Origin of the sequence: Mucilaginibacter aquariorum (assembly GCF_024498135.1) — a bacterium.
Classification (GTDB): Bacteria; Bacteroidota; Bacteroidia; order Sphingobacteriales; family Sphingobacteriaceae; genus Mucilaginibacter; species Mucilaginibacter aquariorum.
In genome coordinates this window covers 1,699,534-1,723,011 of the sequence record NZ_JANHOH010000001.1, presented here as the reverse complement: position 1 = coordinate 1,723,011, position 23,478 = coordinate 1,699,534, and the positions used below count along the sequence as shown (strand labels likewise).

Genomic DNA, 23,478 nt, shown 5'->3' with positions numbered 1-23,478 from the left:
GTAAAGGAATACCCGCTCAGAAGGGTAACGATACCTGATAGTAGTGGTTTATATGTATTAAAAATAATAACAATTTACCCACAATCAAGGTTAATGTCAAAAAGTGCAAATAAAATATCAAAAAGTAGATTTCTTAAGAAATTTACTTCCGGCCCTTATCCGGAGTAATTATAAGGTCGAAATTAAGTTGTTTGTTGTTTTCGGGGGTGAATGAATCCCCCTGTAATTTACCGAACTGTAATTTTGGATCATTGGCCTCGTCGCTACTGTAAGTAAAGCCATAACAGCCAACTGTCGTTGAAGAATGCAGCACAATGCTGTAAACTGTTCCCTTTTTTAAACGGATACCCGGATGTATAACCTGGCGTTTAGCCGACCAGCCTATTGCTCCTTTGAGAATAGTATTGGTAGCTAATGCCTTACCCTTTGGCCGTCCAGCGGTATCTGAAAGATAGATGTCTACCTGCAGGTCCGCATCCGGAGAGCCTGTTTTGAATGAGTTTATATAAACTGTCTTAAGCATACCACTTTGTTTTGCAATAAACAATTGCGACCGCTGTACTCCATTATTAATATCGCATAAACCTTTAAAGCTGTATTTGCCGCTTGCGGATGGTAGCCTTGTAACCTTGCTACCCAAAACTTTAAAAGGCTGGTCGCAGGTCATAGGGATTATAGAACCATCAGCGTTAAATGAGAGCGGGGCCCAGTAATAATTGGCGAGCGCCTCGTTTTTGGCGGCATTATTCCAAAGGTCGCTGCCGAAAAGATAGACAGTGCCCGAGCCAAGCTTTATTGTTGAAACAAAAGAGGGCTGGCCACCGCAAGAATTGTCGCTGATCTTTTTTCCTTCACTCCATGGCCCCAAAGGCGATCTGGCTGTTTTATACGATGCGCCGGTTCCTGAACAATACCCGCAGTTAGGGTCAGAATAAACCACATAATAAATGCCATTCCTTTTAAACATGCCGGGTGCCTCTGTTTGCCCATTAGTAACCGATTTAACAAACTCACCGGTACCTGTTAAATAATCAGCGCTTAGTTTTTCAATTACAATGGTTCCTTTTGTACGCCAGTCGGTGTACGCCAGGTAAGCTGTTCCGTCATCATCAATAAAAGTATCATGATCGCCGTTGTTTAAGCCGCCGGCTGGCGCACCCGCATTAATAGCCAGTTTTGGTTCTGCAACTTCTACAAAGGGGCCTACCGGTGTTTTGCTTGTAAATACACGGTAGCCAGATACATTATCATAAACGTTTATCCATAATACATACAGGTGGGTTTGTTTATTATAAACCACATGGGGGCGAAAGCATCCATAAGTATTGCCGTTGCATCGTGTTTGCCAAACCTTGGTTGTTGCGTCAAAAAGGTAACCCCTGTCTGTCCAGTTAAGCATATCTTTTGATGAATAAACTTTAAACCCGCAAAAGGGCGCATTTTTATTACCCCACTCAAAGCCGCAATCATAACTGGTGCCATACAAATAATAAGTGTTGTTAAATAACGCGATCTCTCCGTCGTGTGCATCAATGGCATCGCCCACTGTACTATAGCGGATCGCCTGGTTTCCGTGGTTATCAAAATTGGTAATAACAAGCGCGGAAGATCCCTGGTTGTTTTGAGCTATTGCCACACCTGGAACAAATGATGCCACAAAAGAAAGGATTAAGCATATAAATATCTGGGGCAAAAATATCCTGCTGAATTTCATTGTTTACGAATTTAAAATGGCACGGATCCGCCGGTTTGTAAATGGTTTTATCCCCGCTAATTTCAGCAAGTTATCAAAATTAGCCTTTATCTCATTTGATAAATAGGATGTGTTTTATGACATTCTTGTATTTATGGCTTCAATTTCTTAAGAACCGCGCCCTGCAGACAAATCATGTCAATCCCAATTATAAAATTATTGAACGAAGCCATATGTGTGATTTTAACACTCTGTATTACAGTTAATTAAAAATTGCCAAAATATATAAAGCAAATGTCAAAACCTGTATTTCCGGGCAGGTGGTATTCAAATACTTTTGAAAAACCAATTTTAACCAAAGCATCCTGTACCCGGTGTGGTAATGCTTAATAACATTCTGATAACGAAATAATTATTGTGCCTATGGTATAAGAATTTTCCTATAAACCTATTTAATACCTCTAAAATAACTAACAATAAACTACAAAAATTATGAAAAGAAGAGTTTTACTTTTTTTAACGGGAAGGCATGTTTTCCTACTGACGTTATCGCTGGTATGTTGCCTGTCGGCTGCCGCTCAAACGGCCTCAAATATTTCTGGTTCGGTTACAGATTCTCTCACAACAGAACCTTTGGTCGGCGTATCGATATCGGTACAGGGAACAACCAACGGTACACAAACAGACGTTAGGGGCCGCTTCAACCTGAGTGTAAATAAAGGTGCTACCTTAATATTTAAATACATAGGCTATACCGAAAGACGGGTAGTTGTAGGCAACGAGGCAAATATCGTTTTAAGAATGTCGGCATCCTCGCAAGGTTTAAAAGAAGTTGTTGTGCTTGCGTATGGTTCGCAGCGCAAAGCGGATATTACCGCGGCGGTATCTCAGGTAGATCTGTCCAAATCACAGGGTATACCGGCATCAAATGTTGGCCGACTGTTACAAGGCCAGGCGCCGGGTGTTGTTGCTAAACAAACCTCGGGCCAGCCGGGGCAGGAGTTACAGGTGGAGATCCGTGGTAACAGCTCGTTAGGAGCAAACAGCGACCCGCTTTATGTGGTTGATGGTTTCCCGGTTGGTACAAATGTGGGTAACTCGTTAAATTCAAACGATATAGAAAGTATTACCATTTTAAAAGATGCCGCATCTACCTCGGTGTACGGCTCAAGAGGCGCTAATGGCGTTGTTTTGATCACCACAAAAAGCGGTAAAAAAGATGGTTCTAAACTAACCGTAACTACCAATAATGGCTTTGCAAATGTACCCGATTCCAGGCGCATCCACGTGTTAAACGGACAGCAGTTCGCGCAATTTCAAAAAGATGTGTTTTCTGATAAGATAAGGTATTTTCAAAACAGAGAGCCATTAGAGAGCGAGATCCCGCTTGATTTTAGGTTTCCGGAGCAAACAAAGGTTTCTACAGACTGGTACAAAGAAATATTACACCAGAACGCTCCTTTTAGCGATTACAATGTATCGTTAACTAACGGGTCAGAGAAATCCAGTTCTTATATAGCAATAGGGTATCTTAACCAGAACGGGTCTTTGATAAACACCGGCTTTAACAGGGTTACCGCAAGGGCAAACCTTGATGGCAGGCCCAATAAGTTTTTAAACTTCGGGCTCCATTTGTCTGGCGCTTATTCGTGGGCAAAAAACAGTGATGCTATCGCGGGTGGGTTTGGTAGCAACATTGTAGACCAGGCATTGTTAATGGACCCGCGCGAACCGGTCTATAATGAAGACGGTTCTTTTAATAATTACATAGGCGGTCACGACAATATTTTCGGCTTTCCAAACCCAGTACAACGACTACAGCAGGAGCTTCATAAACAGTATAAAAGCAACGTTACCGCAAATGCTTATATAGATATTAAACCATTTAAAGATTTTAGTTTCCGTACCAACTTTAATGGAATGATTGATGATATGCGCAACCATGATTTTACCCCATCTGGTGTAGCAGGGTTCAACAGTGCGCCGCCGCGACAGGCAAGCGGGGGAGAATACTTCTATAATAATTTGAATTATGGGATGGATAACCTGCTTACTTATTCGCCGAGGTTTAAAGATCATAAACTGGAAGTAACTGTTGGGCATATATTTCAAAAAAACACCCTGAACACTGGTAATGCAACAGGTACCAAATATCCAGACGACCTGGTGGAATATGTTTCTGCGGCAAACCAGCGCGATGGCAGCTCGGGGATGGCAGCCTTTACCATAGAGAGCTTTCTGTCAAGGATCAATTATTCCTATAAAGATAAATACTTGTTTACCGCCGCCTTTAACCGCGAGGCCAGTTCCCGCTTTGGTAGCAATAACCGCTGGGGAAATTTCCCTTCAGCATCTATCGGATGGCGCGTATCACAGGAAAGCTTTTTTCCTAAGTTAACCTGGCTGGATGATTTTAAGCTAAGGGCAAGTTATGGTATTACCGGTAACAACAACATTGGTAACTACACATCGCAGGCAAATATCAATACCAGCAATTATGTATTAGGTGGCACGGTTGTACCAGGTGCTACAATTGGTTCATTCCCAAATACCAACTTAGGCTGGGAGCAATCAAAACAACTGGATATAGGTTTAGATCTGAGCATCCTGCAAGGGAAAATAAACTTTACCGGCGAGTACTACCGCAAGTTAACTACCAATATGTTGCTTGGCGTAGAAATACCTGCTGTTGCCGGCTTTGGTAATATTATTACAAATATTGGCGAACTGGAAAATAAAGGTATTGAGCTGGGTATAAACTACCGGGATAAGTATGGCGATGTAACCTTTAACACCGGCTTTAACATCTCATTCAACCGCAACAAAGTATTATCTATTGATGGCGATAGAAATTCATTACTTACAGGCGCTTTTTATGACGGATATAACATAAGCGAGGTAGGGAAGCCTATTGGTATGTTTTATGGCTTTAAGGTGCTTGGAATATATCAGAACCAGGCGCAAATAGATGCTACACCGCACAACGTCAATAATATTCCCGGTACGTACCAGTATTTTGATGGCAATGGCGACGGCGTTATCTCTTACGATACACAAGACATGGTGGTGATAGGTAATCCCAACCCTAAGTTTACCTGGGGATGGAACTGGAACGTTGGTTACAAACGCTTTGATCTGAGCATGTTATTGAATGGCTCGTATGGCGGGCAAATATACAGGGCGGTAGATATGAACCTGGCTAATATCGACGGGGTATTTAATGTGCTTGCTGATGTGCAGAACCGCTGGAGGTCTGAACAAAACCCGGGGGCAGGTAAATGGCCGGGCTCCAACACTTATTATTTCACCAGGGAAGCCAACTCGGTTTATGTATACAGCGGAAATTATATGTGGATCAAGAATATCACATTAGGATATACCATCCCCAGGATAAAAAACATATTTGATGCAAAAGTTTTTGTGAGCGTAGATAATGCATTCCTGTTTACAAAATATCCCGGCAATAACCCCGAGGTTAATGCCGCCAGGACCAACAATGGCAATGATGTGATCAGCCCGGGACGGGATGGCGAATCTTATCCGGTTCCAAGAACAATATCTATAGGCACCAGAATCAACTTTTAATTTAAAACCAGACAACGATGAAAAATATATATAAATTATCAATCTTTCTATGCTTTCTGGCAATTACATCCTGCAAAAAAGACTTCTTGGATCTGACAGATCCAACCAGGAAAACAGCGGATAAATTCTACCAGACCGAAGACCAGGTGCAGCAGGCGGTGAGTGGGGCATATAGCTCATTGCAAGACCACGTGAACAGTCAATATGTGTTTGCCGAAATGTCGTCAGATAATACCACCATTCAATTAAACCCGTCAGACAGGGGGCAAACCGACCGTGTTGAGGCATTTGAATTTTGGAACGTAACTGCCACTAATGTAAATATTGCAGACCTGTACAATCAATCGTACAATGCATTGTATAACATTAATGTTGCGCTATCAAAAATTGAGGGTGTTACAGCAATAAGTGATAAGAAAAAAGCCCAGTTTAAAGGCGAACTGCAGTTTATGCGGGCTTATTATTATTTTAACCTGGTTCGTTATTTTGGTCCGGTGGTTTTAATGACCGAACCACTCGTAAACTCATCTGATGCTTTCAAAACAGTACGCAGCCCCGAGAACGAGATATACGCTCAGATTGTAAAAGACCTGACAGATGCTGCTGCAAACCTGCCTTTAAAAAGTGAATATACCGGCGCCGATATTGGCCGCGCATCAAAGGGTGCTGCATTAGGGTTACTTGGCAAGGTTTACTTAACTATGAAGGATTATCCTAAAGCAGAAAGTACTTTAAGACAAATATTGCCGCTTGGCTACATATTGGTTAACGATTACGCATCTGTTTTTGACCCTAACAACAAGAATAACAGTGAATCGTTGTTTGAAATTCAATACCAGGGCGGTAACAACTTAGGCGAGTGGAGCAGCTTCATATATACGTTTGCCCCGCGTGGTTCTGACGGTGCTGTAACAGGTTTCCCTACAAGCCGCCCAACAGGTTGGAACATCCCTACCAAAAACATTATTGCCGAGTTTGAACCAAACGATAAACGTAAAGTGGTTTCCTTAAAAGAAGGCTATACCAATGCGGGCGGTACGTTTGTAGCTATCCCGTTTGTTAATAAATATAACCATCCGCACACTATTGAAGGGCGTACAGATGATAACTGGCCTGTGCTAAGATACTCAGATGTGCTACTCATGTTGGCAGAAGCTATAAACGAACAAAGCGGGCCGGGCAATGCTTATCAGTATATTAATTTGGTTAGAAGTAGGGCCGGGCTTCCAGGCTTATCCGGTTTAAACCAGGAAACATTCCGTACAGCCATCAGGCACGAACGCCGCGTAGAGCTGGCATTTGAAAACGACCGCTGGTTTGACTTGAAACGCGCATTTACCAACGCGCAAATGGTATTAATTTTAAATGCACATGGCCAGGCAGAAAAGGCAGCACCCACTGTAGACAGGGGAGGCGTTCCGTTTACGGGTAACGATTATAAATTTGACGGGTACGAAGCATTATATCCTATACCTGACAGGCAACGGTTCCTGGATAATAATTTGACACAAAACCCTGGTTATTAGTATTGGTGAATAATTGGTTAATTGGTTGAAAGCAGAAGCAGCCGCTGAACACCGGCGCTTCTGCCTTTCTAATAGTTTTTTCAGTTATAAAACAAATCCCTATGAAAAGATCATTTGCACTTATCCTTGTTTTTTTTAGTCTGATAAGCTGGGCACAAACGCCGCGGTTAACTGTTGATTGGAATGATGTGGTTATGACTTCCAGATCGACACCTACACTGCAGGTTGTGGGTAACCCTATGCTGCGCCGCAAAGCGCCCATGCACGATCCTTCTTTTAATGCACTTAAGGGTTTAGGTGCCGATTTTGTACGTTATGTGCCATGGTTCCCTTATCCTAAACTTGCTGTGGCCGAACTTGAAGCACCAACAGCTACAAAAACATCTTGGGATTTTAGTCTCATTGATCCAATGACCATTGATTTTTTGGAAGCGACCAAAGGCCATTCTATCATCATGAATTTTAGCACCATACCACAATGGATGTTTAAAACCGAAAAGCCGGTTGACTATCCTGCAGATCCTAACCACGTGAGCTGGTCTTACGGTGGCGGTACCGAGCTAAGGGACAGCACCATGAAAGAACTAACAGATTACTACGTACGACTGGTAAGCTGGTATACAAAAGGCGGTTTTACAGATGAGTTAGGGAAATATCACAAATCCGGTTATCATTATGAGATACCGTATTGGGAGATATTGAACGAGCCCGATCTGGAACACAGCATGTCGCCGCAAACATATACCAGGATCTATGATGCCATGGTTTCGGCGCTTAAACAAGTTATACCCGATGCGAAATTTATTGGAATGGCGGTTGCTAATGAAAAACCCGAATGGTTTGAATATTTCCTGAACCCCACCAACCATAAAGCCGGTATCCCGCTCGAAATGATCTCATACCATTGCTATGCCAGTGCCAACAGCGGGCAAAAATTTGATGATTATGAATATGCGGTGTTTGATAAAGCCGAGAACTTTATAAACACTGTGAGATATGTAGAGAATATTCGAAAACGCTTATCGCCGGATACCAAAACAGATGTTAATGAGTTGGGTACATTTGTTAGCGAGGAAATGCGTAAACAGCCTATACCCACGGCTTACTGGAACCTTTCCGCGAGCGTTTACGCTTATTTTTTTATAGAACTTACTAAAGCCGGGATTGATATTATAGGCGAATCGCAGTTGGTTGGCTTTCCTACACAGTTCCCGGATGTGAGCATGATCAATTACATCAACAATAAACCCAATGCCCGTTTTTGGGTGCTGAAGCTCATAAAAGACAATATAAAAAGCGGCAGTAAGCTGGTAAAAACAAATATCGACCAAAACCAGGGTGATAATATTTTAGCACAAGGTTTTAAAGATGAGGGCGGTAAAAACGTATTGCTGCTCAACAAACGCAATAAAGCGATCCGGTTAATGTTACCTTCCGGATTTAAAGGGACACAAATAATCCTGATTGATGAAGCATCAGGGGACAACGAACCTAAAGCGGTTGCCCTTACCGCTGATTATGTTGATTTAAAACCTTTTGCCGTTGCCCTTATCAAAGGCGTAAATTAGAAGGATATGGAACAAGTTGTTTTTAAAATGAAACTAAAGTCGGGTTTTAAAGCCGAGTATAAAAGACGGCATGACAAGATCTGGCCGGAATTGGTAGCGTTGCTTAAAGAGAGCGGCATTAAAAAGTATGACATTTTTTTTGACGAACAAACCGATAGCCTTATTGCCGTGCAATATGTAGAGAACGGTGGTGCCACCAGTTTGGCCGGCAATCCTATTATGACGAGATGGTGGGAATACATGGCAGATCTGATGGAAACCAACCCGGACAAGTCGCCTGTGGTGGTAGGCTTGGAGAATGTTTTTTCAATGCCTTAATTAGCTACCATCGATATCAAAAAGTATAAAACATATCACAAAACAGATAAAAGCCGGCTACAATAAATAAAGTAAATTTGAGTGAAGGATATTCCCTTTCACAAAAAACCAGTTAACCATTAGCCTGCACAATTTAAATACTATTCATGTTTAGATATTTACTATCCTGCCTTTTTAGTTTTTGCTGCCTAAATGCGGCAAATGCGCAGTTGAAAACCGTCAAGGCAAATTTTGCCCATCCGGCAGATCAATACAAGCCCGGTGTTTACTGGTACTTTATGGATGGAAATATGTCTGCAGAAACTATTACAAAAGATTTGGAATCGATGAAAAAGGCAGGCATTGGCAACCTTATTTTTCTGGAGGTTAATGTTGGCATACGCAGCGGCCCGGTGGAGTTTTTAAGCGATAAATGGACATCGCTTTTTGTACATGCCGAGAAAGAAGCCAGGCGACTGGGTATCGAAATAACTTTAGGCATAGGCCCCGGTTGGACAGGTAGCGGCGGCCCCTGGGTTAAGGCAAGCCAATCTATGCAGCATTTAGTATCGAGCCAGGTTACGGTAACTCCGGGCGATAAACAAAAAATTGTTTTACAGGTTCCGCCGCCCAAGAAACCTTTTTTTGGGGAAGGCGGCCTTACACCCGAGGTTAAAAAAGAATGGTTAAAGTATTACCAGGATGTAGCCGTTTTAGCCTTCCCGGCAACGGAGCAGGATAAACCTATTAAGGATTACGAGGAAAAGGCCCTCTATTATCGCGCGCCATACAGCTCGGGTGTAGTTAGGCCATATATGCCATCGCCAGCTACAGATGGTGCAGATAAAAATGCTATAACAAAAAACCAAATAATTGATCTGACAGCTAAAATGCAACCCGATGGTACGTTGAATTGGTCGCCGCCAGCTGGTAAGTGGACAGTTATGCGCTTTGTAAGCCGCAATAACGGGGCTATTACCCGCCCCGCGCCGGTGCCGGGTTTAGGCCTTGAGGCTGATAAGTTTGACACCGTAGCGTTAAATTACCACCTGGATAAGTATGTGGGCAACCTGCTCAGAAAAACAGGCAAAACAAATAAAAATATTAAGGGAGGTTTAAAGCGCCTGCATATGGATAGCTGGGAGATGGGCGCGCAAAACTGGACAGCATTATTCAGGCAGGAGTTTATAAAAAGAAGGGGTTACGATCCGCTTAAATATTACCCGGTTTATGCCGGTAACATTGTGGGTAGCCTGGAAGAGAGCGAACGCTTTTTATGGGACCTGAGGCAAACATCACAGGAACTTATTTTGGATAACCACGCCAGGCAGGTAAAAGCATATGCTAAACGCAATAACCTGTCACTCTCTATCGAACCATATGATATGAACCCAACGGCCGACCTTGAACTTGGATCGGTAGCGGATGTACCCATGGCCGAATTTTGGAGCAAAGGGTTTGGCTTTAATGCAACCTATAGCGTTATTGAGGCTACATCCATAGGGCACGTAAATGGCAAATCGCTGATACCTGCCGAGGCTTTTACCGCCCAGGATAACGAAGGCTGGAAACAACACCCGGCATCAATGAAAAACCAGGGCGACTGGGCTTTCGCATCGGGCATTAACCGTTTTGTGTACCATACCTTCCAAAACCAATTCCTGGCCGACTCCTTAAAGCCGGGGGCAACCATGGGCCCATATGGTGTGCACTGGGACCGAAGCCAAACCTGGTGGCCAATGGTTACCGGCTATCATAATTATGTTACCCGCAGCCAGTATGTTTTACAACAGGGCCGTACCGTGGACGATATGCTTTACCTAACGCCGGAAGGATCGCCGCTGGTGTTTGTACCGCCATCTTCGGCAATGGTGGGCGGTGATACCATTGGCGACCGCAGAGGCTATAACTTTGATGGCTGCGCACCCGGCCAGTTAATGAAGGCGACTGTGAAAGATCACCAGTTGGTATTCCCGGGTGGGGCGAGTTACAGCTTGTTGGTACTACCAGTATATGAATCTATGACCCCGCAACTATTGGCTAAAATAGGTGAGTTGGTGAAACAAGGCGCTACTGTTGTGGGCAACCCGCCATTGCGTTCGCCAAGCCTTGTGGGTTACCCGGCCTGCGACAATAGGGTTGTTGCGTTGAGTAAAATGATATGGGGAGCGGCTGTAGTACCAGGTAACATCACTCATCATAAATACGGCGAAGGTGTAGTGATATGGGGCAAGCCTATTAGCGATAACCCCGATAAATTGTATCCGCATTACAACCTTACAGCAGATATCCTAAAATTAAAAGGTGTTATTGACGATTTTATCGCAAACGGCGATCTGCGGTACACCCACCGCACGGGTGCCGGTTGGGATATATACTTTGTATCCAACAAAACCGATAAATCGGTTAACACTGTGGCGCAATTCCGCAGCGTAAAAGGTTCGCCCGAGTTGTGGGACGCGGTGACCGGTAAGACCAAAAAAATAACGAGATTTAAAAAGAATAACGGCAGCACATCGGTACTAATACAACTGGATGCTTATGAAAGCGCGTTTATTGTTTTTGCAAAAGAGAACACCTGGCCATCAAACGGTATTAATACCGAAATTTATGCTAAAACGCTGCAAACAATAGTCGGCCCATGGGAAGTTAACTTCGACCCGAAATGGGGCGGCCCTGCAAGTGCAACATTTGACGAGCTGAGCGATTGGACTAGGAGCAAAAACGAAGGGATAAAATACTACTCGGGCAAAGCGGTGTATCACAAAAAATTTGACCTTGCAGAAGCATCTGCAGGAACATTGTACCTTGACCTTGGAAATGTAAAAAATATGGCCCGCGTAACCCTAAATGGCAAAGACCTTGGTATAGTATGGACAGCCCCCTGGCATGTAGATATATCGGGAGCGGTACAGGCTAAAAATAATGATCTTAAAATAGAGATAATAAACCTTTGGCCAAATCGGCTGATAGGTGATGAGAAAAAGCCATACGATGGTATTGTTGATGATAAATGGCCCGAATGGTTGCTGAAAGGCAAACCCCGCACCAGCGGTAGGTACACTTTTACTACAACCACTCAGTATAACGCAAACTCACCTTTATTACCATCAGGCTTAATAGGGCCTGTTACGATCAGGAAAAGTAATTATTAATCCCCCCAAACACTTATAAAAATTAAAAACAGGTAACACCACTATATAAAAATGATCAACAGCAACTTAACTATCGGGGTATTTGGAATAGGCTTAGATGTTTATTGGGGGCAATTTGAAGGGCTTAAAACGAGTCTGGAAAGTTACCTGGAAACGTTATGTTTAAAATTTGCCGATATGCCCGTAAGGCTGGTTAATGCCGGGATAGTAGATACTGTGGATAAGGCTTTTGAAACGGGAAAAACATTCAGGCAGGAAGATGTAAATATCGTGTTCCTGTATGTTGGAACGTACGCACTTTCATCAACCGTGTTGCCGGTAGTGCAAAGGTTAAATGTACCTGTTATCATACTTAATCTATCGCCCGAAGACCGCATCGATTACGACAGCTTTAACAGCCTTAACGACCGTATCCAAATGACAGGTACCTGGCTTAAGTATTGCTCGGCCTGCCCTGTGCCCGAAATTGCAAATGTTTTTAAGCGTACCGGTATTAAATTTTACCAGGTAACTGGTATGCTGGAGAACGACGAAGAAATCAATAAGGAAATAATTGAATGGGTAGAAGCCGCTAATGTTGCTCATATTATGCAAAACAACAGAATGGGCTGTATGGGTAATTACTACTCCGGGATGTTAGATATCTATACCGATCTTACCCTGCAGATAAAATATTTTGGTGGGCACTTTGAACTTATCGAGGTGGAAGAGCTTACCGCTATTAAAGATAGGGTTACAAAGGAAGAGGTGGATAATCGTGTTGCTGAATTCCGCGAAAAGTTTGATATCCAGCCAGATTGCCTGCCGGAAGAGCTACTGAGGGCCGCCAGAACGTCGGTAGCGATGTATAAGCTTATTGCGAAATACCAGCTTGGGTCTTTCGCCTATTACCACAAAGGGACGGGCAGCCAGGGTAACGAGGATACCATGAGTTCAATTATTTTAGGGAATTCGTTGCTTACCGCGAATGGTGTACCCGTTGCAGGCGAGTTCGAGATAAAGAATGCGCAGGCTATGAAGATCATGGACAGCTTTGGTGCGGGTGGTTCTTTTACAGAGTACTATGCCATGGATTATCAGGACGATGTGGTTTTGATGGGGCACGACGGCCCCGGCCATATTGCAATTGCCGAAGGCCGTACCAAAGTGAAACCACTGCAGGTTTATCATGGTAAAGTTGGACAAGGGCTATCTGTTGAAATGGCCGTTAAATGCGGCCCGGTTACCTGTCTTTCTATTCTTGAAAAAGGGAATGGCGAACTAATGATGCTGGTAGCAGAAGGCGAATCAGTGCATGGGCCAATTCTTCAAATTGGTAATACCAACAGCAGGTACAGGTTCTCTGTAGGTGCACGTAAATTTGTTAACGATTGGAACAGTTACGGGCCTGCGCACCATTGCGCGGTAGGTGTTGGGCACATAAGTAGTAAACTCGAAAAACTATCCGCAATATTAGGAATGGACATGGTAAAGGTTTGCTAACTCCGTATTGTGGTTTATGTAAGCAGTTTGTCGTGGTAGCTTATGCACTGCCGATTAGTACAAGCAGGTGGTTGTTTATTATAAAATAAGATATTAATGAAAAAAAATTTAAGGCGTTCTATTTTCCTTTTATCAAGTATATTATTATTCGCTGCTTGTATAACCAAAAAACACCTGTCCGTTAAAACGCCCGATCCGTTAGCAACAATGGAAACAGGGTTTGCAACCGTTCCCGATTCCATTCAAACAAGTATTTATTGGTACTGGATATCTGATAACATCTCAAAAGAAGGCGTTATCCGTGATCTTGAATCTATGAAAAGGGTTGGGATCAACCGGGCATTTATTGGAAATATCTGGCAGGATAATGTCCCCGCAGGAAAAGTAAAGATATTTACAAATGAGTGGTGGGATATTTTGCATGCCGCGCTAAAAAAAGCAACCGAGCTAAATATTGAGATTGGTATATTTAACAGCCCCGGTTGGAGCCAGTCCGGAGGCCCCTGGGTTAAACCAGAGCAATCTATGAGATACCTGGCATCGTCAAAGCTTACTGTAAAGGGGCCGCTTAAGCTTAACAGAAAGCTAAGCAAACCAGAAGGCGAGTTTCAGGATGTAAAACTGATTGCTTACCCGGTTGATGCTGATTTTACAAAGGACCTGCGTGATTATAAACCTGTAGTTAGTGTTACACCGGCAATTAAGGGCATTACTAAGATCATTGATCACAACGATACCACCGGTGTAGTTTTTGGATCAGATACTTCTTATGCAATTGATCTTACGGTTCAAAAGCCATACACCGTGCGAAGCTTACTTATCACGCCAAACCGCAACACCATGTACTTTTCGGGAGATGTACAGGTTAAAAAGGATGGCATTTACACTACGGTGAAACATTTTACGGTAGACCGCAGCAACAGTGAGTTAAATGTTGGCTTTAAACCATACGGCCCGGCTGTGATCAGTATTCCTGCGGTTTCTTCAAACAGTTTTAGGATCTTATTTAACAAATTTTCCTCAAACAGCGGTATTGCTGAAGTAAAGCTGTCGGCGACGCCCATGGTGGAGAACTATATTGAAAAAACATTGGCCAAAATGTGGCAAACGCCTTTTCCATATTGGGATGCCTATCAATGGGCGGCGCAGCCTGTGGTTGATAATAATGATTTAGTGATAGACCCTTCAAAAGTTATTGATATATCCGGGTACATGAATGCCGATGGCGAGTTAAACTGGAATGTTCCGGCAGGTAACTGGGTTATTGAGCGCACCGGGATGTCTCCCACTAAAGTTCATAACGGCCCTGCTTCAGTAGAAGGTACGGGTTTAGAGGCGGATAAAATGAGTAAGGAACATATCAAAGCTCATTTTAATGCCTATTTGGGTGAGATAATCAGGAGGATACCTGCCGAAGACAGGAAAACCTGGCGTGTAACTGTGGAAGACAGCTATGAAACAGGTGGCCAGAACTGGACGGATGGTTTTGTGCAGAAGTTTGCAAATCACTACGGATATGACCCTACACCCTTTATCCCCGTATTGCAGGGAAGCGTTGTAGGAAGCGAGGAGATGTCTGACCGTTTTCTGTGGGATCTGCGCCGTTTTATTGCCGATAATGTAGCTTATGAATACGTTGCCGGTTTGCGCGAGATCAGCCATCAGCATGGCCTTACTACCTGGCTGGAAAATTATGGGCATTGGGGTTTTCCGGGGGAGTTTCTGCAATATGGCGGGCAGTCGGACGAGATTGGTGGTGAATTTTGGAGTGAGGGAAGCCTGGGTGATATAGAGAACCGGGCGGCATCGTCGGCAGCGCATATTTATGGTAAAACTAAGGTCTCTGCCGAGTCATTTACCTGTGCCGGGGGGCCTTATTCGCGTTATCCGGCCCTGATGAAACAACGTGCCGACCGCTTTTTTACCGAAGGCATAAACAATACCTTGATGCATGTATACATCAGCCAGCCGTATGAAGATAAAGCGCCGGGGCTGAACGCGTTTTTCGGTAATGAGTTTAATAGATTGAATACCTGGTTCTATGATATGGATATATTTTTAAAATATATCAAGCGTTGCAACATGATGCTGCAGCAAGGTAAATATGTAGCCGATGTTGCCTATTTTATAAGTGAGGATGCACCGAAAATGACAGGTGTGCAGGATCCTAAATTGCCTTTTGGATATTCGTTTGATTACATTAACGGTGAGGTGATCAAAACCAGGCTCACCGTAAAAAACGGGAAGTTGGTTTTGCCCGATGGAATGAGCTACAGCATCCTGGTACTGCCGCAACTAAAAACCATCAGGCCCGAACTGTTGCTAAAAATAAAAGAGCTGGTTATGCAGGGGGCGATAATTTTGGGCCCAAGGCCGGTAACATCGCCAAGCCTGCAAAATTATCCCGCGGCAGATAAACAGGTAGCCGTTCTTGCTGATGAGCTTTGGGGCAAAATTGATGGTGAAAATATTAAAACCAATGCCGTTGGGAAGGGGATGGTTATGAGTGGAATGAACATGCAGGAGGCCCTGGATCTGATAAAGATAAAACCCGACCTTAAAATCACGCAAAGCGATTCGATATTGTTTATCCACCGGGACTTAAATGAAGGCTCTATTTACTTCATATCTAACCAAAAAACGAAAATGGTAAAAATTGAACCGGAGTTTCGTATTGCCGGTAAGGTACCAGAGTTATGGGACCCGGTGAGCGGGAGCAGAAGAAGTCTTAACGCTTATTCACAAATTGATGGTAAAACAATTGTTCCGCTGGAACTGGCGCCAATGGAAAGTGCCTTTATTGTTTTCAGAAAAAAAGCCGACCCACAAACCAAATCGACCCCACCGACAAATTTTCCTGCTCCGTTAAAGGCTTTATTGATCAACACGCCATGGTCGGTTCAGTTTGATAATAGATTAAGAGGCCCGGTTGCCCCTGTAGTATTTAAAACGCTTACAGATTGGTCAGTTAACCTTAATGACAGCATCCGTTTTTATTCGGGGCCTGCTCTGTATCATAATACTTTTCAATGGAAAAAGACGAAAAAAGGAGAACAGGTATTCCTAAATTTAGGAATGGTTAACGTAATAGCCAAGGTTAAAATTAACGGAGTAGACTTAGGCGGGGTTTGGACAGCGCCATATAAGATCGACGTTACCTCTGTGCTGAAAAAGGGCAAAAATCTGATAGAGATCAAAGTAGTAAATACATGGGTGAACCGACTTATTGGTGATAGCGGACTACCAGTGGCTGAGCGTAAAACGTGGACAATCTACAACTCGTACAACACAAAAAGTAAACTGCAGGCATCTGGTTTGTTAGGCCCGGTAAGTCTTGAAACCGTCAATCTTAATTAACATACTTTAATATTTTAAGCTATAAAGACCTATTTTCTTAGATCTGCAATGAGAGGGGTCTTGCAGGTAACCTGGTCAGTATACAAGTCCAGATCAACACCGGCTAATACTTCCAGGTGCTTTAGCTCGTAGCCCAGTACGCTCATTATTTGCTTTTTTTTATGGCTGGCAAACAGTTGGCTTTGCTCACCTGAAAGTGGTTTTACCAGCAAAAACTTCACTTCCACGTGTAGATCTTTGTTGGTAACCAGTTGGATCTGGAAGCGATCTACATCCTGTAAAACTTCCTTGAAATCTTCCAGGGAATAATTGCTTTCGTACAACGAAAACGAGCCTGTTTCCCTTGTTTTCAATTCCAGGTACTTAATACCTTCTTTTATAATAAACCGGCCGATGTCGCCAAGGTTATAACGGAAAACCGGGAAGCGTTTGCGAAGCAGATTGGTAACGATAACATTGCCAAATCCCTCTGCATCAGGCTCTGCTATTTCTGCAATTATCCCATCGATAATTTGGAACATAGACGGATTGCCGGAATAATCCGACCATGCCCATATCCCGGTTTCTGCCGATCCATAAATTGAGTAAATGTTTTTAGTGCCAAAATGGTCCTTAAAGCCCTGCACGTAAGAAGGAAGCAGCGACTCGCCGGCAAATAGCAGGTTTTTAACATGCAATTGCTGCCCCTGTTTTTTCAAGTGCTGCGCGAAAAGAAATAGTTTAGAAGGAGTGCCCATTATAAAATCGGCTTTAAACTGCAGCGCCGTAGCATAGGCGTCTTCGTATTTTATATTGGCGCTCACCGCAAGGGTTGTAGCCTGGCATTTTTCCAGTATATCGTCGAGAATGGCTGCTGTGCGGTACATATCCGCGTACCCGAACATGTTTAGCGCTACGGTATGCGGAGAGAACACATGACCGGCAGTAAGCGCGTTGGCCAGCACTCTTCTTTGCTCCAGGTTCTCGGCAATATCAACCGGGAATACCAATGGCTTTTGGGTAGAACCTCCCGAACGTACCAGGTACACACCCCTATTTTCCTGTTTAAGATCAAAATGAGTCTCCAATTGCTGTACCAGGGCCTTTTTGCTGAGTATAGGTGCGTCTCTATAGCCGGGGAAATCGCAATAAAATTGTTTAAATAACGAGGAGGCCCGGGCTATCTGGTAATAATCATATAGTGCTTTATCAGTCATGCTGAGTTTTAAAATTCGTGAAAGCTTTGTAGGTACAATGACATTATCTTTGCGGGGAGGTGCAGCATGACCGATTATATTAGTGCATTTTGCCTGTGCCAGGTTTGGATTTAATGGTGCCATTGTTTTGTCAGTAGCTTAATTTTTAAATTACTTGTTATCAGTTATTTATGCGTTTGTGACGGTGTTCACGGTCGTGAACGTGAACACTTCTCACACCATTTACTAACAATATGTCATGGGTAGTGCTGTTAGAGTTTTGGGAAAGCCGTCTTAAAATAATATAGCCAACATATTGAGGCAGCAGTGAAAAGTGATATAAAACAAAAAGCGCCCTTTGCCTCGCAGATTGCAGGCTGGATATCGAGTGCATATACCAGCGTTTTCCAATCATACCCATTAGCAGTCTATCGTTGATATCCTTACTTTTTTTGTATCGCGATATCACCGGCGGAAGTGCGATCTCTCTGAAATGTGTATAGGTTTTGCGCGATAGGCTGCCCTTAACTTCCCTCACGCTAAGCAAATCACCGGTAAGCAGGCCAATTTTCCCTGTTGTTTGCGCATGGATATTTTTAAGTACCCGGTACCAAAAATCTATCCCCTCGTTTAAAGAAGACTGAACGTGATACTGTACCGGCCTGATCCATTTGCTTTTAGTGATCACATTGCTTCCTACACCCAAAATAAAATGCGGTGAGGTAACTGCTTTTAGCGGATCTTTTAATAGATATAAGTTTTCTTTTATCGGTTGCAGATACCTGTCCAGCGCGCCTGTATCCGGGTAGCTCTCACCACCCGGAATAAACGCCATACCCAACACTAAAAGATCGAGATGTTCCGTGCAGAACATGTTATCAGCCACAGAAATCAAATGCGGATGATAAAGATCATCCGCATCTAAAAAACTGATTAGTTCGCCGTTTGCCTGGGCCATGCCTATATTGCGGGCATGGCCCGGACCGCCATTTTCCGCAAGTTCAATCACCTCTATACGGCAATGCCCAAAAGAACCGGCATGCTGTTGCAGGTAGTCTTTTGCAATTAAAAGACTGCCGTCTGTGCTGGCATCATCAACAATAATAAGTTCATCCGGCTGCTTTGTTTGCATCATTAACGAATGCAGTGTTTCGGTGATATACTCAGCCTTGTTAAATAACGGTATTATAACAGAATGTGTCATGCCATTACGCTTTTAATGCCATAGGAGAGAAGATCACCGCCCGCCCGTTATGTACATTTACTACGCAGCCTGCCGCTCCCCTGAACAAGCCCGGCCCGAAAGAGCGGTCGTTATAACATAACAGCATACCTACAATGTTAATACCCGGGCTTTGCATATAATCGAACTGTTGTTGCTGAACATATTGCTGAACCATGTATTCCGGCCATCTATTGTCCACAACATCTGCCCATGCTTGAGGAGTGCATTCATCTTTTACATAAATATCTATACCTCGGCCTCCGCTATTCTGCTTCAGCAGCCAATTTTGTTTCGAATGGATAACCTCTTCGCGTTTGGCTGTTTCACTAAGCGTAAAGGTGGGAATAAGAAAGGGGCGTAAAAACAAGTAATCTTCTTCCGAAAGATGATCGGCCATGATGGATTCGTCATACAAGGCAGCAAGCACACGTTTATCATGCACCAGTATCAATGTTCTTACATCATTAAAATAGATTCCGTTACGAATTATATGGTGCAGAACATCTGGCGAGAATTTCCTCAGTTCTTCACGATCCATTTCAAGTATAAACTGGGAAACTGCCTTGTTGTTAAGCGTAACCTGGCCGTTATGAAGCTTAAGATCAGTAGAGGAGGCAGATAGGGAGCTTAACCCTTTTTTATCAAATTCGTTTAGCAGGTTAAATACCTCCGTTCCCTTTTCGTTATCGTGCACTAAAATTACCGGCTGGTTCGCCTCGAAAGTATCATACAAGGTTTGCAAAAACTCCAGTTGTCCCGGTACGGCCTGCAATTCCTTTCGGGGCATCACTTCTGAATTTCGGCAAATAAGGTTAAGGTAGTAACTGATCATCCAGCCATTAATAGGGTAGCGTGCGCCAATCTCGCAGATCCTTGCCTGTCCGCTCTCGTCCTGTAAAAGATCGGGCCGGTAAAGGCCAACGGTGTAAGGCTTTTCTGCAGCTACCCTTAAAATACCTTCCATCTCTTCATCCAGATCATATATCGCCCTTATTCGCTCATCACTAAAATAAGCAGAGACAATATTTACCAGCGCCCTGTTAAGTACCCGGCATAAGCGATCCATTTGGGCAAGGTATTGCGGCTTTACTACCACAGGCACAGCAGAAAATGTGTCGCCCTCAAAAGGTAACTTGCCATAGTATTGCGTCATCAACTCTTTCAACAGGGTTCCGTCAGTAGCTTGTTCCGGATAGAAAAGTTCTTTTGTCATATTAAACAGCTTCCGCTAAACTGTCAACACTGCTCAAACGTGAGCTTATAGTTTCCATTACCAGTGCTTTTTTAGATAGGTAGTCTGCAACTATTTGTTCCAGGTCATAATCTTCCAAGTTCACGTCCATCGCTTTAATATAATGCATAATAGAGCTCACCGCGTAAAAGAAATGATTCTTTTCAGTAGGCCCGCAATGCACACTAATCCATGCAAGGGTGTTTTTTGTATCAGTTGCAGAAAGATCAAACTCAGCATTAAGCCAATTTGTGAATTTAGGAAGGATGAATTCAACCTCGCCATGCGTATAAATTTCGTGTACAAGCGTGGTTAGCAAGCCAATCAGCAAATCTTTATCTCTTAAAGAGTTACGATCTTTCCAGGCTTTAAAGGCCTTGGCGCTTTCATCAAGATATTTTCTGGATAACCATTCGTCATCGCCGCAAATATTGGTAGCCATGGCGTAAAACAGGTCAGAGTGTAAAACTTTTCCTACAACGGCAAGGTCTTCATCCACAATGCGGTTTAGGTTAGCTACTGATCTGAATAAGTGTGGCTCATCTGCTACAGGCATGTTTTTATGGATAAGCATGGTCATCCGGTTGCTTAACCCCGCTACAGTTACTGCGCTGTTATTGGTTTGGCTCCAGCTATGGAAGAATGGCTTCAAACGGTCGGGGTCAGGTGCTGTTGATGTAAGTAAAGTAAAGCTGTTCTCAATAGTCGCGAAGTTTTCTGCCTGCATAGGAAAATACTTGATCAGCTGCTGTTTCAGAGGGGATTCAGCCATGCCATCAAGCACAGGAAGGATGATGGAGAGTAAATTTGTCATTCGTGTAAGGATTAGGTAAGTGATAAAAAAGTATTAATGCTGATGATTTTATTATCAGCGTTAATGTAAATCTCCCTAAAATGGAGTACACCAGCACACCCTTAAATGTCTTATTTGCGAGGGTTAAAACACCCTTTTTAATCTTTCCGGTCTATTAGAATTGAGATTATAATGTATCGCTTGATTAAACTATTTGTTTTGGTTATTTTCAAAGCGCATTACTAATTCAGAATGAAATACCAGTATAGTGGAAAATTGTATATCGAAGTAAATGGCATACGTACAATTGGCCCGGACGAATTGAATTATCGATCCTAATTTTATGAAAAAACTATCAGTACTCATCCTAACATTCTTTTCCTTCGGCCTATCCGGCCGGTTACTTGCACAAAGTGCAGAAGTTGCTGTGGGCGGCGATGTAGCAAAACCTTTTAAAATAACAGCGGCAACATTCGCTGAAATGAAACGGGTGAGCGTAAAAGTTAAATCGAAAGATGGAAAGGAACACGAATACTCAGGCATCTCGGTATTCGAGATCCTGACCAAAGCAGAAGCGGTACCGAATAACCAGCTCCGTGGGAAATCGCTGACTAAATATCTTTTGGTATCTGCTGCTGATGGCTACCAGATAGTGCTCGCACTACCAGAGATTGATCCCGCTTTTACAGATCAAACAGTTATACTGGCTAATAAGGAAGACGGTAAAGACCTTGCCGCAAATTACGGACCTTTCCGACTCATTGTGCCGGGAGATAAAAAACCTGCCCGTAGCGCTATGCGGGTGACAAGTATGGATGTACTTACCGCTAAAAAACCATAACGTAATATTTTTAGTGGTTATTAAATCGCCCCGTCGTTAATAAAATCAACTTCTGTTAATGTTTAATTATTGGCATAATTGATATTGGCCAATTATTTACCCGGCCCGTATTACCAGATCGCCTACTGTGCTTTTTTGCAAAAGGAATTTATATTTGTTTATCTTCCACACCACCGGATGGTGGTGTACATGTGTGGATATCATTCGGCCGGGCGCACCCTTAAACTTAAAGATGTATTAACATCTGCGTTAATTTATAAACCTATTTATTATTAAAAATAACAACTATGTCGTCATCCACCACTAAATTTACCTTACACGAAGACTGGACAGTAGTAATTTTAGGCTCATTAATTATTGTACTGGCTATTGCTGGTTTGCTTGTACCTGTACCTGCATTTGGGTGGACAAGTGGCGCCGAACTCACCTCGAAAGTATTGGGTGCCAACAACCTGATTAAGATCCTGACTCAATTTGTATTTGTGTTGATCATCGGCGGGGTAGGCGCATTAATTATCGGGAAATCTATCAGGAATTATATATTGGGTTTTCCTTTGGTTTATCTCATCACTATTATCGCGCTCATTTTAACCGGAAGCGGCCAGGCAAAGGCACTGAATCTGGAAGCCGTGATCTTTAGTCTGTTATTAGGTTTAATTATAAGCAATTTTTTCAAACTTCCCGATTGGCTCAAAAATTCCCTGTCAACCGAATTGTTTGTAAAAGTCGGCCTGGTTTTGCTGGGCACCTCGGTGATCTTTACAGATATATTAAAGGCCGGCTCCCTGGGCTTGATCCAGGCATTGCTGGTGGTAACCTCGGTATGGTATTTTGCTTTTTGGGTTTGTAAAAAGCTAAAGGTTGACGATGAAATAGCCATGATGATCTCCAGTGCTGTATCCATCTGTGGTGTTTCTGCAGCTATTGCCACCGCGGGAGCGATCAAAGGAGATTCAAAAAAGTTATCCTATGTGATCTCTATGGTGCTTATTACGGCTATTCCTATGATGATCTTTATGCCCATCATTGCCAATTATTTTCATTTTTCGCAGGAAGTTACAGGCGCATGGCTGGGTGGTAGTATTGATACTACAGGTGCCGTTGTAGCATCGGGAACTTTGGTTGGCGAAGCTGCCTTGAAGATCAGTACCATTGTTAAATTTTCTCAGAATGTGTTACTTGGCCTTGCAGCTTTTGCTATTTCCATTTATTGGACCTATACAAAACATCCGTCAGCAAAAGATAAAGACACCAAACCCACCCTGGGAGTGATATGGGAACGGTTTCCAAAATTTGTATTAGGTTTTATAGGCGCCTCTTTATTGTTTTCTTTTGTAGTAGGCCCTTCAACAATCACCGCTGTTAAAGACAGTTTAAAGAGCCTGCAAGGACTTTGGTTTGCACTGGCTTTTACCAGCATTGGCCTGGAAACCAATTTTGCCGATCTGTTTAACGAGAACAGCAAGAAACCTTTATATGCATTTTTAATAGCACAAACCTTCAATATTTTCGTTACCCTGGGCATCGCCTGGATATTATTTTAATATGGT

The 23,478-nt window shown here is 43.2% G+C and carries 14 protein-coding genes; 9 read left to right on the top strand and 5 right to left on the bottom strand.

Annotated elements, in window-relative coordinates:
* Positions 1–142: 142 nt before the first annotated feature.
* Positions 143–1,657, bottom strand: coding sequence for a family 43 glycosylhydrolase (locus tag NPE20_RS07365; protein WP_256537967.1), 1,515 nt, complete (start codon positions 1,655–1,657; stop codon positions 143–145).
* Positions 1,658–2,185: 528 nt separating this feature from the next.
* On the opposite strand from NPE20_RS07365, the gene NPE20_RS07360 reads away from it, so the two are divergent.
* The 7 genes from NPE20_RS07360 (at position 2,186) to NPE20_RS07330 (ending at position 16,663) form a co-directional block, all read left to right on the top strand.
* Positions 2,186–5,278: a SusC/RagA family TonB-linked outer membrane protein gene (locus NPE20_RS07360; protein ID WP_256537966.1), complete on the top strand. Its 3,093-nt coding sequence runs from the start codon at positions 2,186–2,188 to the stop codon at positions 5,276–5,278.
* 17 nt (positions 5,279–5,295) lie between these two features.
* On the top strand, positions 5,296–6,804 hold the full coding sequence (locus NPE20_RS07355) for a RagB/SusD family nutrient uptake outer membrane protein (protein ID WP_256537965.1): 1,509 nt from the start codon (positions 5,296–5,298) through the stop codon (positions 6,802–6,804).
* A gap of 101 nt (positions 6,805–6,905) precedes the next feature.
* The gene (locus tag NPE20_RS07350; RefSeq protein WP_256537964.1) at positions 6,906–8,372 is read left to right on the top strand and encodes a GH39 family glycosyl hydrolase; all 1,467 of its coding nucleotides are present in this window, start codon (positions 6,906–6,908) and stop codon (positions 8,370–8,372) included.
* Positions 8,373–8,378: 6 nt separating this feature from the next.
* The gene (locus tag NPE20_RS07345) at positions 8,379–8,690 is read left to right on the top strand and encodes an L-rhamnose mutarotase (RefSeq protein WP_256537963.1); all 312 of its coding nucleotides are present in this window, start codon (positions 8,379–8,381) and stop codon (positions 8,688–8,690) included.
* Between the two features lie 146 nt (positions 8,691–8,836).
* On the top strand, positions 8,837–11,824 hold the full coding sequence (locus tag NPE20_RS07340; protein WP_256537962.1) for a glycosyl hydrolase: 2,988 nt from the start codon (positions 8,837–8,839) through the stop codon (positions 11,822–11,824).
* A 51-nt stretch (positions 11,825–11,875) separates the two neighbouring features.
* Positions 11,876–13,306 (top strand): arabinose isomerase, encoded by a 1,431-nt coding sequence (locus NPE20_RS07335; RefSeq protein ID WP_256537961.1) that lies wholly within the window; start codon positions 11,876–11,878, stop codon positions 13,304–13,306.
* Positions 13,307–13,402: 96 nt separating this feature from the next.
* Positions 13,403–16,663, top strand: a complete 3,261-nt coding sequence (locus NPE20_RS07330; RefSeq protein ID WP_256537960.1) for a glycosyl hydrolase — start codon at positions 13,403–13,405, stop codon at positions 16,661–16,663.
* Between the two features lie 29 nt (positions 16,664–16,692).
* On the opposite strand, the gene NPE20_RS07325 is transcribed toward NPE20_RS07330, so the two are convergent.
* From NPE20_RS07325 to NPE20_RS07310, 4 genes are read right to left on the bottom strand one after another with little or no spacing between them, the layout of a single operon-like run.
* The gene (locus tag NPE20_RS07325; protein WP_256537959.1) at positions 16,693–17,982 is read right to left on the bottom strand and encodes a phenylacetate--CoA ligase family protein; all 1,290 of its coding nucleotides are present in this window, start codon (positions 17,980–17,982) and stop codon (positions 16,693–16,695) included.
* Positions 17,983–18,019: 37 nt separating this feature from the next.
* Positions 18,020–19,042 carry a glycosyltransferase family 2 protein gene (locus tag NPE20_RS07320; RefSeq protein WP_256537958.1) on the bottom strand — a complete coding sequence of 341 codons (1,023 nt, stop codon included), beginning with the start codon at positions 19,040–19,042 and terminating at the stop codon, positions 18,020–18,022.
* Between the two features lie 4 nt (positions 19,043–19,046).
* Positions 19,047–20,276, bottom strand: coding sequence for a hypothetical protein (locus NPE20_RS07315; RefSeq protein WP_256537957.1), 1,230 nt, complete (start codon positions 20,274–20,276; stop codon positions 19,047–19,049).
* A gap of 1 nt (position 20,277) precedes the next feature.
* Complete coding sequence (locus NPE20_RS07310) at positions 20,278–21,108, bottom strand: hypothetical protein (protein ID WP_256537956.1); 831 nt, start codon at positions 21,106–21,108, stop codon at positions 20,278–20,280.
* 322 nt (positions 21,109–21,430) lie between these two features.
* Between NPE20_RS07310 and NPE20_RS07305 the strand changes: the two genes are divergently transcribed.
* Both NPE20_RS07305 and NPE20_RS07300 read left to right on the top strand, forming a co-directional pair.
* Positions 21,431–21,928 (top strand): molybdopterin-binding protein, encoded by a 498-nt coding sequence (locus NPE20_RS07305; RefSeq protein ID WP_256537955.1) that lies wholly within the window; start codon positions 21,431–21,433, stop codon positions 21,926–21,928.
* A 287-nt stretch (positions 21,929–22,215) separates the two neighbouring features.
* Positions 22,216–23,472 (top strand): YeiH family protein, encoded by a 1,257-nt coding sequence (locus NPE20_RS07300; protein ID WP_256537954.1) that lies wholly within the window; start codon positions 22,216–22,218, stop codon positions 23,470–23,472.
* The last annotated feature ends 6 nt before the right edge of the window (positions 23,473–23,478 follow it).

Coding starts and splice junctions, on each gene's coding strand:
- NPE20_RS07360 (WP_256537966.1), top strand. CDS start 2,186: ATGAAAAGAAGAGTTTTACTTTTTTTAACGGGAAGGCATGTTTTCCTA.
- NPE20_RS07355 (WP_256537965.1), top strand. CDS start 5,296: ATGAAAAATATATATAAATTATCAATCTTTCTATGCTTTCTGGCAATT.
- NPE20_RS07350 (WP_256537964.1), top strand. CDS start 6,906: ATGAAAAGATCATTTGCACTTATCCTTGTTTTTTTTAGTCTGATAAGC.
- NPE20_RS07345 (WP_256537963.1), top strand. CDS start 8,379: ATGGAACAAGTTGTTTTTAAAATGAAACTAAAGTCGGGTTTTAAAGCC.
- NPE20_RS07340 (WP_256537962.1), top strand. CDS start 8,837: ATGTTTAGATATTTACTATCCTGCCTTTTTAGTTTTTGCTGCCTAAAT.
- NPE20_RS07335 (WP_256537961.1), top strand. CDS start 11,876: ATGATCAACAGCAACTTAACTATCGGGGTATTTGGAATAGGCTTAGAT.
- NPE20_RS07330 (WP_256537960.1), top strand. CDS start 13,403: ATGAAAAAAAATTTAAGGCGTTCTATTTTCCTTTTATCAAGTATATTA.
- NPE20_RS07325 (WP_256537959.1), bottom strand. CDS start 17,982: ATGGCACCATTAAATCCAAACCTGGCACAGGCAAAATGCACTAATATA.
- NPE20_RS07320 (WP_256537958.1), bottom strand. CDS start 19,042: ATGACACATTCTGTTATAATACCGTTATTTAACAAGGCTGAGTATATC.
- NPE20_RS07315 (WP_256537957.1), bottom strand. CDS start 20,276: ATGACAAAAGAACTTTTCTATCCGGAACAAGCTACTGACGGAACCCTG.
- NPE20_RS07310 (WP_256537956.1), bottom strand. CDS start 21,108: ATGACAAATTTACTCTCCATCATCCTTCCTGTGCTTGATGGCATGGCT.
- NPE20_RS07305 (WP_256537955.1), top strand. CDS start 21,431: ATGAAAAAACTATCAGTACTCATCCTAACATTCTTTTCCTTCGGCCTA.
- NPE20_RS07300 (WP_256537954.1), top strand. CDS start 22,216: ATGTCGTCATCCACCACTAAATTTACCTTACACGAAGACTGGACAGTA.